At 75.3% G+C, this 14942-nt stretch carries 10 protein-coding genes; 7 read left to right on the top strand and 3 right to left on the bottom strand.

All coding sequences use genetic code 11. The annotated features are described in order from the left end of the window. Window positions 1-21: 21 nt before the first annotated feature. The gene (locus tag CP980_RS31815) at window positions 22-2262 is read right to left on the bottom strand and encodes an MMPL family transporter (protein WP_150529709.1); all 2241 of its coding nucleotides are present in this window, start codon (window positions 2260-2262) and stop codon (window positions 22-24) included. Between the two features lie 268 nt (window positions 2263-2530). Between CP980_RS31815 and CP980_RS31810 the strand changes: the two genes are divergently transcribed. Both CP980_RS31810 and CP980_RS31805 read left to right on the top strand, forming a co-directional pair. Next, on the top strand, window positions 2531-3766 hold the full coding sequence (locus tag CP980_RS31810; protein ID WP_132761478.1) for a sensor histidine kinase: 1236 nt from the start codon (window positions 2531-2533) through the stop codon (window positions 3764-3766). After that, window positions 3763-4428 carry a response regulator gene (locus CP980_RS31805; protein ID WP_150529708.1) on the top strand — a complete coding sequence of 222 codons (666 nt, stop codon included), beginning with the start codon at window positions 3763-3765 and terminating at the stop codon, window positions 4426-4428. The genes CP980_RS31810 and CP980_RS31805 overlap by 4 nt, the downstream gene beginning before the upstream one ends. Window positions 4429-4653: 225 nt before the next feature. Here the strand turns inward: CP980_RS31805 and CP980_RS31800 are convergent, their stop codons facing one another. Continuing rightward, window positions 4654-5058, bottom strand: a complete 405-nt coding sequence (locus tag CP980_RS31800; protein ID WP_099888073.1) for an aggregation-promoting factor C-terminal-like domain-containing protein — start codon at window positions 5056-5058, stop codon at window positions 4654-4656. A gap of 346 nt (window positions 5059-5404) precedes the next feature. After that, complete coding sequence (locus tag CP980_RS31795) at window positions 5405-6142, bottom strand: aquaporin (protein WP_229907450.1); 738 nt, start codon at window positions 6140-6142, stop codon at window positions 5405-5407. A gap of 656 nt (window positions 6143-6798) precedes the next feature. On the opposite strand from CP980_RS31795, the gene CP980_RS31790 reads away from it, so the two are divergent. The 5 genes from CP980_RS31790 (at window position 6799) to CP980_RS31770 (ending at window position 14935) form a co-directional block, all read left to right on the top strand. Next, a complete protein-coding gene (locus CP980_RS31790; RefSeq protein ID WP_099888074.1) occupies window positions 6799-6990 on the top strand; it encodes a thiazolylpeptide-type bacteriocin in 192 nt (63 codons plus the stop codon). A 268-nt stretch (window positions 6991-7258) separates the two neighbouring features. Further along, on the top strand, window positions 7259-9841 hold the full coding sequence (locus CP980_RS31785) for a lantibiotic dehydratase (protein WP_167535909.1): 2583 nt from the start codon (window positions 7259-7261) through the stop codon (window positions 9839-9841). A gap of 107 nt (window positions 9842-9948) precedes the next feature. Then, window positions 9949-11121 (top strand): lantibiotic dehydratase C-terminal domain-containing protein, encoded by a 1173-nt coding sequence (locus CP980_RS31780; protein ID WP_150529706.1) that lies wholly within the window; start codon window positions 9949-9951, stop codon window positions 11119-11121. Next, window positions 11118-12950 carry a hypothetical protein gene (locus CP980_RS31775; protein WP_150529705.1) on the top strand — a complete coding sequence of 611 codons (1833 nt, stop codon included), beginning with the start codon at window positions 11118-11120 and terminating at the stop codon, window positions 12948-12950. The genes CP980_RS31780 and CP980_RS31775 overlap by 4 nt, the downstream gene beginning before the upstream one ends. Then, on the top strand, window positions 12947-14935 hold the full coding sequence (locus tag CP980_RS31770; protein WP_229907449.1) for a TOMM precursor leader peptide-binding protein: 1989 nt from the start codon (window positions 12947-12949) through the stop codon (window positions 14933-14935). Before CP980_RS31775 ends, CP980_RS31770 begins: the two co-directional genes overlap by 4 nt. The last annotated feature ends 7 nt before the right edge of the window (window positions 14936-14942 follow it).

Here is a 14942-nt window from a genome sequence, read left to right as displayed (position 1 = left end):
GACGCCGCCCCTGCGTCCCGGTCAGCCCACCGGCAGCGACCGCTCCTCGTGTTCCGCGGGACCGTTGTGCCCGTGGTGCCGGTCGTGCCCGTGGTGCCCGGCGGTGCGGTCGTCGGCGCGGCGCGGCCGTACCGGCCACCACACCGAGCGGCCCAGCAGCGCGACCAGTGCCGGGACCAGCACGATGGACAGGACGAAGGCCGACAGCATGATCCCGAGCGCCGTGGCGAAGCCGATCTCCTGCGTACCCGGATTCGGGTTGACGGCCAGGCTCCCGAACGAGGCGGCCAGGACCAGGCCCGCCGTCGCGATCGCCGGAGCGGTGTGCCGTACGGCCCGGGCCACGGCCGCCCGGGCCGGACCGGGCTTCTCCATCTCCTCCCGTATCCGGTCGCTGATCAGGATGTTGTAGTCGGTGCCCAGCGCGACCACGAACAGGAACAGCACCAGCGGCAGCATGAAGTTCACCCCCGGCCGGTCCAGGAGGTCCTCGGAGACCAGCGCCGAGGCGCCGAGAGTCGCCGCGAAGGCCAGGCCTACGGAGATCATGAGGACCAGTGGTGCGAGCAGACTGCGCAGGAGCAGGATCAGGATGAGCGCGATCAGGCCCGCGGCCACCGGGAAGACCAGCTTCAGGTCGCCGGATACGGCGGCGGAGATGTCGGCGAAGAGCGCTGCCGTGCCGCCCACGTGTGCCTCGGTGCCGTCGGGCCGGTGCGCGGTGACCGTGTCCCGGACCGGCCCGGACACCAGGTCACGGGCCTGCTGTCCGTGCGCGTCGGCGGTCAGGAAGAGGTCGATCCGCACCGCCTTCCCGTCCTGGCTGGGTACGGGCGGGGCGACCTGGCCGACGCCGTCGACCGCCGCGAGCGCCTTGGACAGTCCGCCGAGCGCCCGGGGGTCGACCGGGCCGCCGCCGGAGGCGGTGACGAACACGGTGGTCGGGTCGGACACTCCGGCGGGCAGGGCGCGCGAGATCTCGGCCGCCGTGCGGGCCGACGCCGTCTTCTCGTCTCCCCCGCCGCCCGTTCCGTAGTCCATGCGCATCCCGGCCAGGCCCGCCGCCAGCGCACCGAGCAGTGCCAGCGAGGCGAGCACCATCGTCACCGGCCGCTTCGCCACCCGGCGGCCCATCCGCCCGGCCATGCCCTCGGCGGGCTCGCGGCGCAGGCCGCGCGAGGGCCAGAACATCTTGCGCCCGGTGACGGCGAGCAGCGCCGGCATCAGAGTGAGGCTGCCCAGGAGCATGACCAGTACGGATACGGCGATCGCGGGTCCCAGCACGCGGAACTGGCCGAAGGAGGCGACGGCGAGGGTGGAGAACGCGGCGACGATGGTCAGCGCGGCGGAGGTGACCGCGGTACCCACCCGGCCGGCCACCTCGGCCGCCGCCGCGCGCCCGGTCTGCTCGGGCCTGGTGCGCAGCTGCTCGCGGAAGCGGAACAGCAGGAAGAGGAAGTAGTCGATCCCGATCCCGATCAGCACCACGTTGATCAACTGCGGTGTGGAGGCATCGAGTTGGATGCCGGTGAGCAGCGAGGCCCCGACCACCGCACCGGCGGCCGCGCCGCCGATCACCGATACCACGAGCAGCGGCAGCAGCGCGGCCAGGAGGCTGCGGAACACCAGGACGTGCAGCAGGACGATCACCACGAGCATGGCGATGCCGACCACCGTCGAGCGGGTCTTCTCGGCATCGGCGCTGTCCACGGTGTCCGCGAGTCCGGCCGTGAACCCGGTCCGCAGCCCGGCCTCGGCGAAATCGGCCCGGGCGTGGTCCCGGAAGGCCCGGTACAGGTCCTGCATGCCGGGGTCCATGGGATTGCCGGTCAGTTCGACCGCCAGGAGCCGGAAGCTCCGGTCCGGTGCCGTCATCGCCGGACTGACCCGGGGGACCTGTGAATGGTCCTGTGTGAACGGCGGCGCGTCTTTCGGCTTCGGCATCGCCACCTCGCGCCGGGCCAGCTTCGCGGCCTCGTCGTCGATCCGGCGTTCGTCGGCGTCGGTCAGCTTCGCCCCGTCCGCCCGGGCCACCAGCATGGTGAGCGGATTGGCGTCGGGCTCGGCCCCGAAGTGCTCCTCGGCGACCTTCAGCGCGGCCGCCGAATCGTAGGTGGCGGGCAGGAACTCTCCGGTACTGGGCTGCGTGACGCGGAAGAGGAAGGCCTGGCCGAGGACGGTCATGGCGATGCCCAGCACCGCCCAGAGGGCGATGACCTTCCAGGGACTTCGGGTGGCGAAGCCGGTCAGGGCGCGGATCAAGGGGGTCCTCCGTAACTGGATCGACCGGGGATTCCCGGACGTCGTCCAGCTCATCAGCGCCCGCGCCGTGAAACGTCGTTGCCCGGGAGGAACCCGAGCCCGGGACCGGGGTCCGGCGCACCCCCCGGACCAGGACCGGAGTCCTGGTCCGGCCTCCCCCTCAGGGTCCGGGGAGCGCCCCGCCACCGCTGCGAGAATGGTTTCCGTACGCGAATGGCGGTGCCCCGGAACGATCCGGCGGGCCGGTGACGGAGGGGGACCGGCGGGCATGCCGATACGCAGTGGGGGCCGTACGGGCGACGACGGGGCGAAGGCGCGCGGGCCGGTCTTCGACTGGACCCGCAATGACGCGCTCGTGGCCATCGGGGCGGCCGTGAACGACCTGATCGGCTATTCGCTCGGCGCGGCGGACGACGGCCGGCCCCTCACCGTGCGGGCCCTCGTCCTCGTCGTCCTCGCCGCGCCCTGCCTGCTGGCCCGCCGGTCCAGGCCGGTGACCGTGCTGTGCGCGGTCCTCGCGCTCGGCGCCGCGCTGAACCTGACCACCCCGCAGGGCCCGCACTTCTCGGCCGCCTACATGGTCGCGCTCTACACCGTGACCCGCCTGCGCGGTCCAGTGGTCACGGCGGCCGCCGCCGTGGCGACCGTACCGGTCACGGTGATCAGCGGCGGCTACGGTGACCCGTCCGTCCTGACCGGCCTGCTCGGCAACACGGTCGCGGTGGTGCTCGTCGTCGGCACCGGGCTGGTGGTGCGGCGCTGGCAACGGGACGCCGAGGCGAAGCGCACCCTGCTGGCGGACCGGGCGGTGGCCGAGGAACGGCGGCGCATCGCACGCGAGTTGCACGACATCGTCGCGCACCACATCACCACCATGCAGCTGATGGCCGGCGGCGCCCGCGCCAACCTCGCGCACGACCCGGACGTGGCCCGCGAGGCGCTGGTCACGCTGGAGGGCTCCGGGCGCATGGCGCTGCGCGAGATGCGCCAGCTCCTGGACGTCCTGCGGGCCGGGGAGGAACCGGAGCAGGCCCCTGCGGCGCCGCAGCCCGGGACCGGGGACCTCGACCGGATCATCGCCGAGTCCCGGCTCGCCGGCACGCCCACCGAGTTCACCGTGCGGGGCGCCGCCCGGCCGCTGCCGCCGACCGTCGGCCTGACGGTGTTCCGGATCGTCCAGGAGGCCCTGACCAATGCGCGCAAGCACGCGGTCGGCGCCCGTGCGCACGTACGGCTGACGTACGGGCCGGACGGCGTCGAGGTGGAGGTACGGGACGACGGCGCGGGCGGCGCCCGGCCCGCGGCCTCACGCGCGGGGGGCGCGCGGACGGGGGCTTCGCGGACCGCAACCGGCAGCGGGTACGGTCTGATCGGAATGCGGGAACGCGTCGCGCTGCAAGGCGGCACCCTGGAAACCGGCTCGTGCGACGGCGGCGGTTTCAGGGTGGCGGCCAGGCTCCCGGCGGGCGACCCGGGGGGACAGCGAGAGGACTGCCGCGGATGATCCGTGTGCTCATAGCCGACGACCAGCCTCTGGTACGGCGGGGCCTTGCCCTGATCCTGGCGCCCGACCCGGCGTTCGAGGTGGTGGGCGAGGCCGAGGACGGCGCCCGGGCGGTCGCGCTGGCGCACGAGCTGCGCCCCGATGTGGTCGTCATGGACATCCGGATGCCGGTCCTCGACGGGGTCCAGGCCACCGAGGAGCTGGCGCGGACGCGGCCCGAATCCCGCGTCCTGGCCCTCAGCACCTTCGACATGGACGAGTACGTGGTCGCCGCCCTGCGCGCCGGCGCGTACGGGTTCCTCCCCAAGGACATCTCGCCGGAGGAGCTCATCGCCGCGGTCCACACGGTCCACACGGGGGAGGCCGCCGTCGCGCCCCGCCTGCTCACCCGGCTGATCTCCACGTACGTACGGTCCCCCGCGCGCCCGCGCCCGGCGCCGACGGCCCCGAACGGGCTCACGCCCCGCGAGCTGGAGATCTGGCAGCTGCTCGCGAGCGGGCTCGACAACGCGGAGATCGCCGGGAGCCTGGAGATCAGCGTCTCCACGGTCAAGAACCACATCACCGGCGTCTTCACGAAGCTGGGCGTCCGCGACCGCGCCCAGGCCGTCATCGCGGCCTACGAATCGGGCCTGGTGGCCGCGGGACACCGCAACGGCTGAGCAAGCGCGCGACCGGCGCCCCGGCCGCGCCGTCGGCGGCGCATCCCGGCCCAGGAGTTCGCAAGGGGTACGACCGCCTCCTCGTCCCCCTCGCCGAGGCGGGCACGGAGCTGAGCTGATCCTCATCGAACGGGTGGGTTCCGCCCCCCGGGTATGCGGAAGACGCCCGGCCGGGGGTCCGGCCGAGCGTCTTCGGGAATGTCTGGGGTGCTGCCCGCTGGTGGCTTAGTACCAGTGGTGGGTCTGCCAGAAGTTCCAGGCGCCCACGGGGCTGCCGTAGCGGGAGTTCATGTAGTCCAGGCCCCACTTGATCTGGGTGGCCGGGTTGGTCTTCCAGTCGGCACCGGCGGAGGCCATCTTCGAGGCCGGCAGGGCCTGGACCAGGCCGTAGGCGCCCGAGGAGGCGTTCGTCGCGGTGTGGTTCCAGCCGCTCTCACGGGAAACGATGTTGTTGAACGCCGCGAACTGCGCCGGGTCCTTGATCATCTGCTGGGCGATCGCCTTGGCGCTCGTCGGAGCCGCCTGGGCGGGGACCGTGGCGAGCATGGTGCCGGCGACGCCCAGGGCGACGATCGAGCCGGCCAGGGCCTTCTTGGAAGCGGCGATGCTGCGAATGACGGACTTCGACACGGAGGGAACCTTCCGACGGGGACAAGGGCGGTCGCCGCACGCCAGGGGCATGCGTGAGCCACTCACGCGGTGGAGAGGGGTTCGTCGGCGGCGGGGTGCATCACCCGTGCCGCCCGGCGACTCGTCCAGTTCTACCGACGCCCCCACCCCCTGGCAACGACCCCACCTACTAGTGGACCTCGCAGCGGCGCGCCCGCGGCCGCCGCCTGTGTCGACGGGATTCCCTCAGGCCGCAGCGGGCGCGAGGGCGCCGGCGGCCGCCCCGCGGAAACTACTAACCCGGCTCGTATGTGACGTGGGCCCTATGGGGCGGCTCACCCCCAGGGCACCCGCATCTCACCGAACGTCATCGGCCGTACCCGTACGAGGGGGCCGTCATCCGGTGGTGGGCGGCCGCCCCCAGGGCCGCTCCCAGGCCCGGCGCCACGAGGTAGATCCAGAGGTAGGCGGTGGTTCCGGACATCAGGGCGGGTCCGAACTGCCGGGCGGGGTTGGCGGCCCCGCCGCTGAGCGGGCCCAGAACGGCGATGATCGCGCAGACGAGGACCGCGAGGACCCAGGGGAACCACCGCTCCCGCGCCGGGTGCGCCAGGAAGAAGCCGATCATCAGCGTGACGGGGACCAGGCAGGCGCCCTCGGCCGCGAAGACGGCCCAGCCGTCCCACGACGGGGCCGCGGCCACCGCGCCGTAGCCGACCCGCGCGACCGCCGGCCCCCAGGCCAGGCGGGCCAGCACCGTCCCGACCAGCGACCCGCACAGCTGCGCGAAGACGTACACCACCACGGTCCGGCCCGGGAAGAACTTCAGCCGCCACAGGGCGAACGTGATCGCGGGATTCATGTGCGCGCCCGAGAGCCGCCCCCAGGGGGAGAGGATCAGTCCGCAGACCATCGCCCCGGTGAGCGCGCCCACGACGAGCAGGGCCTGCTGGAAGTCGGCGAGGAAGAACGGGGAAGCCGGATCGAGTACCCAGCGGATGACCGTCACCACGGCGAACATCAGCATCGCCGTCAGGGCGAACTCGTACAGGGGCCAACCGGCGCGTACGGACCCGGTGCGCACGGGCGCCGGGCCTGATCCCACGCGTGTTCCGGGTGAAGCGGCCAGGGAACCGGTCCTGGACATCTCGGCTCCGCTCATGGTTTCTCCCTTCGATCGGGACTGCGGTGTTCGCGTGTGCGCACGATGCGCCCGCCGAGGAAGCGTGCTGCACTCCCGGGCCGCGGGTGCGCGCACACGCCGACGGCCGGGGCCGGGCGCCCCGGAATCAGGCGGTATGGGTGACACGGCGGACCGGGCGTGGCCGGCGGGAGCGCCGGGGCGGCTGACGTCGCGAGGGGGGATTGGCCGGTACACCATGCCTCGCGCCGGCGGTGCGGAGCGGCCGCCGGCATCCCGCGCCACTCGACGGAACCGCCCCTTCCGGCCGCCCTGCCCGTGACCACGAGCGGTGACGGCCGTCGCTCCCCGAGGCGGGCGCCGCCCTTCCTGGTGTCGGAAAGAGACCGGTGGTCAGGGGTGAAGTGACGGACATGACGAGACAACTCGCCAACGTGACACGGGCAGTTGCCGTCGATCCCGACTGCGCGGAGACTCGTTCTGCGCCACCCGCTCACCCAGATGGACCCGACCACGAACCATCTGTTCCTCAGGGGCACTTCGCCCGTCCCCCGCGGGCGCCGGCCAGCCGACGCCGTCTTCGCGGTACCGCAATCCCTCAGAAACGAGAGGAAATCCGCATGTCCGAAAACGCTGCCACCCCCGGGTACGACGACCACGACCTGGACCTCGACCTCGACCTCAGCGAGCTGACCGTCACCGCGCTCAGCGACACCGCCGCGCTGCCCGAGAACGGCGCCTCCTGGGGCTCCTGCTCCTGTCAGGGCTCGTCCTCCTGCGCCCAGCCGCAGGTGGAGACGCCCACCGTCTGACGGCCGTGACGAGGCCGCTCCCGTGCGGCCGGCCCTCCGTGGCCGGCCGCGCGGGCGGCGGCCCGAGCCGGAGGACAGCTCACTGGCCCAGACCGCACCACGGGAGCCCGCCTTGCCGTACCCCGCCCAACCAGTCGCACCGCAACGCGTCGCGCCCGTGTCGGGGACCGCCCGCCCCTCGGCGGTGGCTCCCGCCGGGACAGCCCCGTACGCACTCGTCCGCACGACGGTGACCGCGCACCCCGCACAGCCCGGGGAAGCGGCACGGGTGCGGTCCCTGATCGGCCGGCTCACCGCCCTCACCGCACAGGAGGACGCACTGCGTCCGGCCCTGTGCGACGACCTCTTCGCCTCCCGGCCCGGACACGACGAGGACTTCCACCGGCAGGTGGTGCTCCCGCTGCGCCGGGCCCTGCACAACGGCCGCGTCCCCCGCCCCGCCCTGCTGGCCCGCCTCGCCGATCTGCCCGTACGGGTGCCCCGGCTCGGGAGCTGGCTGGACCTGTGCGGGCTCCGTGACGCCCTCCTCGCGGAGCTGGCGGCGGCCGCACCCGAGGCCCTGACCGCCGAACGCTCCGCCCTCGCGCAGCTGTGCCGCTCCCCCGGCTTCACCCGGGCCGTCGCCCTCACCAGCGCCGATCTGCTGCGCGCGGTGTCCCGGGCGGCCCGGGACGAAGGCGGGCGCAGGGCCCGCAAGGAGGAGCCCTCGGTACTGCGGCACGCCCTGCGCGCCAGTACGAAGACCAGTCCCCTGTCGTGGTTCACCGCCGTGGGCTGGTCCGGCGCCCCGGGCCCGTCGGCCGGGCCGCAAGCGGCGCTGCGGTCCGTGGTGCGCGAGCACCGGACCCTCGTCGAGGCGCTCGCCGCCGCGCTGCTGGAGGAACCGCGCCGCCGACGCGCCCTGGCCCACCGTATGACCAGCAGCGCCCGGCACACCGACGACGGGCGGGCCCTGTACACACGGGACCACACGCTCTTCGCGGGCGGCCGGTACCTGGTCACCCACGAGGAGTCGGTCGAGCTCGCCGTCCGCCCCGCCCTGACGGCGCTGGACGCGCTCGCGGCCGAACCCGCGCCCCTCGACGAGCTGGCGGCCCGGCTCGGTCCGGCCCTCGGCCGCTCCGGTGCCGACCCCGCCGTCGTCCGCTTCCTGGACCAGCTCACCGACGGCGGTCTGCTGGTCCCCGTGGCCCCCGTCGATCCGCAGCACCCGTACCCGCTGCGCGCTCTGGCCGACTGGTTGCGCCGATGGCCCGAGGACGCGGCGCTCGGCGACCGGATCGACCGGATCGCCGCCGACACCGCCGGGTTCGCGGACGCCCCGGCGGAGCAGCGGCCCGCTCTGCTGGCCGAGTTGGCGGAGCGCTGGCGCCGCCTGCTCGCGGACGTCGGCCGGCCCGTACCGGCCGATGCCGCCGCGTTGAACGTGCTCTCGGAGGACGTGCTCGTCGAGGGCGGGCCCTCCGGGGACGTGCTCGTCGAGGGCGGGCCCTCCGGGGAGGTACTCGTCGAGGGCGGGCACCCCAGCCCGGGCCCCGCCGGTGCGCTGACCGGCGCGGACCGGGCCGTACTCGGCGAACTCACCGCCCTGGCAGAGCTTTTCGACCTCGGGCACCTGATGCGGCGGGCCGCGCTGGAGCGCTTCACCGCCCGCTACGGGCGCGGCGGGACCTGCCCGGCCCCCTGGGAGTTCGGCCCCGACACCGCCGCCGCGTGGGAGGAGACCGCGCGTCTCGCCGTCCGGCCGTCCGGCGACCCGGGACTCTCCCGCGAGCTGGCCGAACTGGCCCTGCTGCGGGAGGAGTTAACCGAAAGTGTGCGGGCCGCTGCGGCTGCCGCACCCGGCGGCTGGGCCGAGGAGCTCGTCCTGCCCGCCGAGGAGGTCCGCGCCCTCGCCGGCCGGCTGCCCCACTGGACCTCCGCCCGCCCCCTGAGCTACGCGTGGTTCGTCCAGCGGGCCCTCCCCCGCGGCCTGCTCTGCGTCAACCACGTCTACGGCGGCTGGGGTCGCTTCACCAGCCGCTTCCTGGACGACCTGCCCGCGGGCGCCGCCGCACAGGTGGCCCACGAGATCCGCCGCGCGCTGGGCGACGGAGCCCGGGCCGCCCAGATCCGGCCGGTCGGCGGCTTCAACGCCAACCTCCATCCGCTGCTGGTCGACGAGGAGATCGGCCCCGACCGGTTCCGGAGCACGTTCTCCGAAGCCGACGTGGAGCTGGTCCACGACACCGCCGCCGACCAGCTCCGGCTGCGGCTGCGGGCCACCGGCGAACCCCTCGACGTCCTCTACCTCGGCTTCCTCGCCCCGGTCATGCTGCCGCAGCGCCTCGCGCCGTTCCTCTGCGACCACCCGGGCGGCGTCGTCGACTTCCGGCGGCTCCTCCCCCGCCGCGCCCTGGCCGCCCCCGGCGGAGAGGTGCGGCACACCCCCCGGCTGCGCCACGGGCACGCGGTGCTCGCCCGGCAGCGCTGGCACCTGCCCGCAGATGTACTGGCCGCACTCCGCGCCGACCTCGCGGCCGACCCCGCGGTGGTGCCGGCCGCCGCGGTGGCGCGTTGGCGGGCCCTGCTGGGCCTTCCGGAGCAGCTGTTCCTGCACGCCGTGCCGGAACCCGCCGCCGGGCGCCCCGCCGAGGACTTCGTACGGAGTCTGCGCGCGCCGAAGCCGCAGGCCCTCGACCTGGGCAGCGCCCTGCACCTGCGCTGCCTCTCCGGCTGGCTGGCCCGCCATACGCGCGGCGTGGTCCTGGAGGAATCACTGCCCGTCTTCGGCGGCCGGAGCCGCCCCGCGCATGCCGTGGAACTCATCGCCGAGACGTACCGGGCCGCACGCACCGCCCGGTCGGGCTGACTCCCGTGCCCACCCAGCCCCGTCCAGCCCCCGCCCGGCCCGCGCCACCCGTCCCGGCGCGCTCCCCCCATCCGCCCGTCGTCCGTCATCCGTCGAGGAGACACCCCATGAACGCCCCGGCCACCAGCCCGGACACCGCCCGGCCCGCCGCGACGGCCGCCACCGCCCTCGACGTGGTCGTCCACCACTACGAGCCGGTCAAGGCACCGCTCCTGCGCGAAGCCGTGCTGCCCCTCGCGCGACAGGCCGCCGCGGACGGGCTGACCGCCCACGTCGAACGCCACTGGCTGTACGGCCCGCACCTGCGGCTGCGCCTGCGCGGCCTCCCGGGCCCGGTCGCCGCCGCGGCCGAGCGCACCGCGGCCGAGCTGCGCGCCCGCGTGGCCTCGCATCCCTCGCGGGCCGCCGTCGACGAGCGGCGCCTGCTGGCACAGGCCGAGGCCGCGGGGCGGGCGGAACTGGTCCCGCCCCCGTACGGACCTCTCGTACCCGACAACACGGTGCGGGTGGAGCCGGTGGACCGGTCCTCACTGACCGCACTGATCGGCCCGGACGGGGTGCGGCTGCGCGAGGACCTGCTGGCGCTGGGCCTGCCCGCCCTCGATGCGGGCACCGCGTTCCTCGAAGAGCGTGCGAACACCTCCACCGCCCGGGTCGAACTCGTGGTGGCGGCCCTGGCGGCCCATGCGGCCGCGCACCCCGAAGGGCTGGTCGGCGGCCACTACTCGTACGTCTCCCACCTGGAGGACTTCCTCGTGCAGGAGGACCACGACGGGCGGATCCGGGCGGCCTTCGAACGCCGCTGGGACGCGGTCGGCGGGCGGATCTCCGCACTGGTGGGCCGGATCGCGGACGGTGGGGAGACGGGATGGGAGCGGGCCTGGGCCGACTGGTCCGCCGACGCCTGGCGGATCGCTGAGGAACGGTTCGACGCGGGCGCGGACTTCACCGGGGTGCGCGCGGAGTACGTGGACCGGGCCGCGGCACTGGGCCGGGCCACCGCCGAGCGCTGGGACCGCGGGACACGGACCCGGTACAGCGACTTCCACCGGCTGCTGCACCGCTCGGACCCCCAGGGCACGATGTGGAGCCGTCCCGACTACCTGGTCTACCGGGCCTGCACCAACGGGTTGTACCGGCTCCTGACCATCTGCGACGTCCGGCCCGTGGAGCGCTACCTCGCCGCCCACCTCGTCGTGCGCAGCGTGCCGGAGCTCACCGGGCACCGGTGGCAGACGCGCGTCGGCGAGGCCGTCGCCGCCGTGGAGGGCACGCGGTGACCGGCGCCGAACCGCCACGCCCGCGGCTGCGGCCCGGGTTGGCGGTCACCCCGCTGCGCCACGGCCTGCACCTGCGGGGCCGGGACGCGAGCGTGACGCTCGAAGGAAGCAGGGCTCTGCCCGCCCTGTGGGAGCTGCTGCGCGAGCGGCTCGGCGAGGAGGACGAGCACCGGCCCGGCGTGCGGGGGTACGTCGAGGCGGGGCCCGGCACGCCCCGCCTCGATCCGGCCGACCCCCGGGTGGAGTCCGCGCTGGACGCGCTGACCGCGCAGCTGCGCGCACACGATCTGCTCACCGAGTACCCGGCAGGAGGACCCGAGCCGGCCGCCTGGCTGGGAGCCTGTGCGCCGCGGCCCGGACCCGCGGCCGCCGCGCTGGCCGCCGCGCGGCCCGTGGTCGCGGCGGCCGACCCCGAAGGCCCGCTCGCCACGGCCCTGATCAGCGCGCTGGACCGGGCGGGGACCCTGCCGCGGCCGTACCGGGACACCGGGCTGGCCGCAGACCGCGTCGTGGCGGTCGCGGGGACTCCGCCGGTGGCCGTCGCCGTGGCCCGTACGTCCGAAGGCGGCTTCGTCACGGCCCCGACCGAGCCGGAACGGGCGCGTACGGACGCCGAGTCGATCGCCGTGCGCCTCGACCGCGACACCGGCTCCGCGCCCGCCGGAGCGTCGGCCGAGGGGGCGGAGGGGACGACGGACCGGATGGCGGGCGCGTCGGGCGCGGCGGTGACGGCCCTGCTGGCCGGCGCCGCGGCCCAGCGGCTGCTGTGCGCCGCGGCCGGCCTGCCCGATCCGGCCGGGCAGGAGGAGGACCCGCGGCTGCTTCCCGGCCGTCCGGCCGTGCTGGTCGCCGTGGCCCGGCCGCCGCACGCGTCGTACCGCCCCTGGGTGACCGGACCGGCCGGCCCCGCCTCCCCCGCCCCTGCCCCGGCCGGGGACCTGTCGGAGTCCCTGCGCCGGATCGGTGCACTGACCGACCCGTACCTGGGGGTGCTCGACGCGCCGCGCCCGGACGATCTGCCCCAGTTGCCCGCGGCGCTGGCGACCTGTGCCTCGGTGGCCGGGCCGTTGGTGGCCGGGGCTCCCCGTACGGACCTCGCCCGGCTCGCGGCGGCCTGCCGTGCGGCCGAACTGCACCTGGACGAAGGGACAAAGGGCCCGGTGTCGGTCGGCGCGGGCTCCGAGCACGCCCTCGGCCGGGCCCTGCGCCGGGCCGTGCTCGCCACGACCGGTTCCTCCGGCACCGGCCACGCCCTGGGCGAGGAGGAGTGGCGCGAACATCCCCAGGCCCGTCACTGGTGGACCGTACTGACCCGGCATCTGGAGCTTCCGATGCGGATGACGGTTCACCGGCTGGCGTCGGAGCAGGCGTACCTGGCCGTCGTACGGGATCCCGCAGGCCGGACCGGGACCGCGGGAGCGGCCGCCCGTGCGGTGGAGGCGACACCCGCCGACGCCGCGGCTCTGGCCGCCCTCGGCGCGGTGACCCGGGCGATGGCCGCCGACCACGGTCCGGCCGGGGCCGTGCACGCCGCGTTCAGCGGGGCCGAGGCGCCGCTCGCCGTTGCCGGAGCCGAGCCGGCCGCGTGGACGGACGAGGGCTGGACCGACCGCTGGCTGACCGGCATCGCACGGCGGGAGCCCGAGCTGTGCACCGCGTTGTCCCGGCTGACCGGACTGCGCCCCGAACCCTGGCGGCCGGGCGGGGCGGATCCCGCCGGCACCGGGCCGACCGGATCCGCAGGGTCCGCAGGGTCCGCCGGGCCCGTCCTGGCCGCCCTGTACGCCTGCGGGTTCACCGTTCTGACCGGGCAGGGAGGAGCGCGATGAGCGGCACCACGATGACGACGCACGGGACGGCTGACGGCGCGACCGTGCCGGCCGGCGCCGCCGGCGCCGTACCGGTCCTGGATCCGGCCGCCGCCCTGGAGACCACCGCCGGCGCCGCCATCGTCCACCTCACCTCCTGGACGCTGGAGCTGGCGGAGCGGCTCAGCCGCCACGCGAGGTCCCGTCCCGTACGCCTGGTGCCGGTGCGCGAGGACGGTGCCCTGACCGTGATCGGTCCCGTACTGGAACCCTCGGCGCGGGCCTGCCTGTCGTGCGTCGAGTACCGGCGGCTGGCCACCGCGGGCGGCCGGGTGCCCTGGCAGAGCCCCCGGCTGGCGCTCGGCGGCACCGGCACCCCGGCCATGGCGGAGGCGGCCCTGCTGCTCGCCGCCGCGCTTCTGGAACTCGGGCAGACGGCGGAACCCGAGACGGGGGCCGGGACGGGGGAGCCCGAAACGGGGGCCGAGACGGCGGCGCCCCCCGCCACCGTCCACATCGTCCAGGGCCACCGGGCCACCTGGTCCACCCATCGCGTCCGCCCGGTCGGCGGCTGCCCGGTGTGCCGCCCGCTGCCGGCCGACTCCCCTGCCGCGGCCGGGTTCCCGGACACGCCGCTGCCGCTGGCCGACCCGTCCGTGCTGCGCGGCCCCAACGCCCGTACGGAGGCCGACCGGTTGCGGGACGAGCTGTTCGACGAGCGGTTCGGCCCGGTGCGCCGACTGTTCCGTACCGAGGACTCCGCCTTCGCCCTCACCACGGCCTGGGTGACGGACGGCCGACTGGTCGACGACGGCGGCTACGGACGCTCCGCCGACTTCCGCTCCAGCGAACGGGTGGCCCTGTTCGAGGCGGTGGAGCGGCTGGCCGGAATGCGCCCGCTGGGCCGCCGTACCGTCCTGCGCGCCTCCTTCGCCGAGCTGGGTCCACAGGCCGCCGTGGATCCCACCCGGCTCGGTCTGCCCGACCCGGCCCACCGGGGGCACCCCGCCTCCCTGACCGTCCCGTACGACGCGGACCTGGAACTGGACTGGGTGCACGGCTGGTCGCTGACCGAAGGCCGGGCCCGGGCGGTGCCCGAGCACGTGGCGTACTGGGACCTCGCCCAAGGGCCCGGCCGGACCCGGGTCGTCTACGAATCGTCGAACGGCTGCGGGCTCGGGAACAGCCCCCAGGAGGCCGCGCTCTACGGGCTGTTCGAGGTGGCGGAACGGGACGCGTTCCTGATGGCCTGGTACGCGCGCACGCCGCTGCCGGGCATCGCCCTGCCCGGCGACGACCCGCTGGTGACCGCCCTGGCCTCGCGCGCCGCGCTGCTCGGCTACCGGCTGCGCCTGCTGGACGCCACCAACGACCTCGGCATCCCGGCGGTGGTCTCGCTCTGCCACTACGAGGGTGCTCACCCCGACGCTCCCCGCACCTTCCTGGCCGCCGGGGCCCATCACGATCCGCGCGCCGCGATCCGCTCGGCGGTGGCGGAAGTGGTCACCAACGTCCAGGACGCGGTGCACCGTCCGGCCGGTCCGGGCGGGGCGCGCGATCCGGAGCGGCTGCGCCCCATGCTGGGGCAACCCGAGCTGGTGGTCGGCCTCGACGACCACGTGGGGCTCAACACCCTGCCGGAGGCACAGCACCGGCTGGAGTTCCTGCTCGGCGACGTCCCGGAGCTCCCCTGGCAGGAACGGTGGCCGGGTGCGCCCGCGCCGGTGGCCGACCTCACCCGGCTACTGGCGCGGACGGTCGCCCGGCTGGCCGCCGAGGGGCTGGAGGTGGTCGTCGTGACGCAGGACGAGCCCGGGATCCGGGACCGTCTGGGGCTGCACTGCGCCAAGGTGATCGTGCCCGGCACCCTCCCGATGACCTTCGGCCACGTCAACCGCCGCACGCTCGGGCTGGACCGGCTGCTGGAGGTGCCCCACCGGCTGGGGCGCACCGCGCGTCCGCTGCGCCACGACGAACTCCCCCTGCATCCGCACCCGTTCCCGTGAGGCGATC

Source organism: Streptomyces vinaceus (genome assembly GCF_008704935.1).
GTDB lineage: Bacteria > Actinomycetota > Actinomycetes > Streptomycetales > Streptomycetaceae > Streptomyces > Streptomyces vinaceus.
This window is presented reverse-complemented; position numbering and strand designations above follow the sequence as displayed.

Bases quoted from the DNA above. Each gene is read 5' to 3' on its own strand.
- CP980_RS31810 (WP_132761478.1), top strand. From the start codon at position 2,531: ATGCCGATACGCAGTGGGGGCCGTACGGGCGACGACGGGGCGAAGGCG.
- CP980_RS31780 (WP_150529706.1), top strand. From the start codon at position 9,949: ATGAACGCCCCGGCCACCAGCCCGGACACCGCCCGGCCCGCCGCGACG.
- CP980_RS31770 (WP_229907449.1), top strand. From the start codon at position 12,947: ATGAGCGGCACCACGATGACGACGCACGGGACGGCTGACGGCGCGACC.
- CP980_RS31805 (WP_150529708.1), top strand. From the start codon at position 3,763: ATGATCCGTGTGCTCATAGCCGACGACCAGCCTCTGGTACGGCGGGGC.
- CP980_RS31790 (WP_099888074.1), top strand. From the start codon at position 6,799: ATGTCCGAAAACGCTGCCACCCCCGGGTACGACGACCACGACCTGGAC.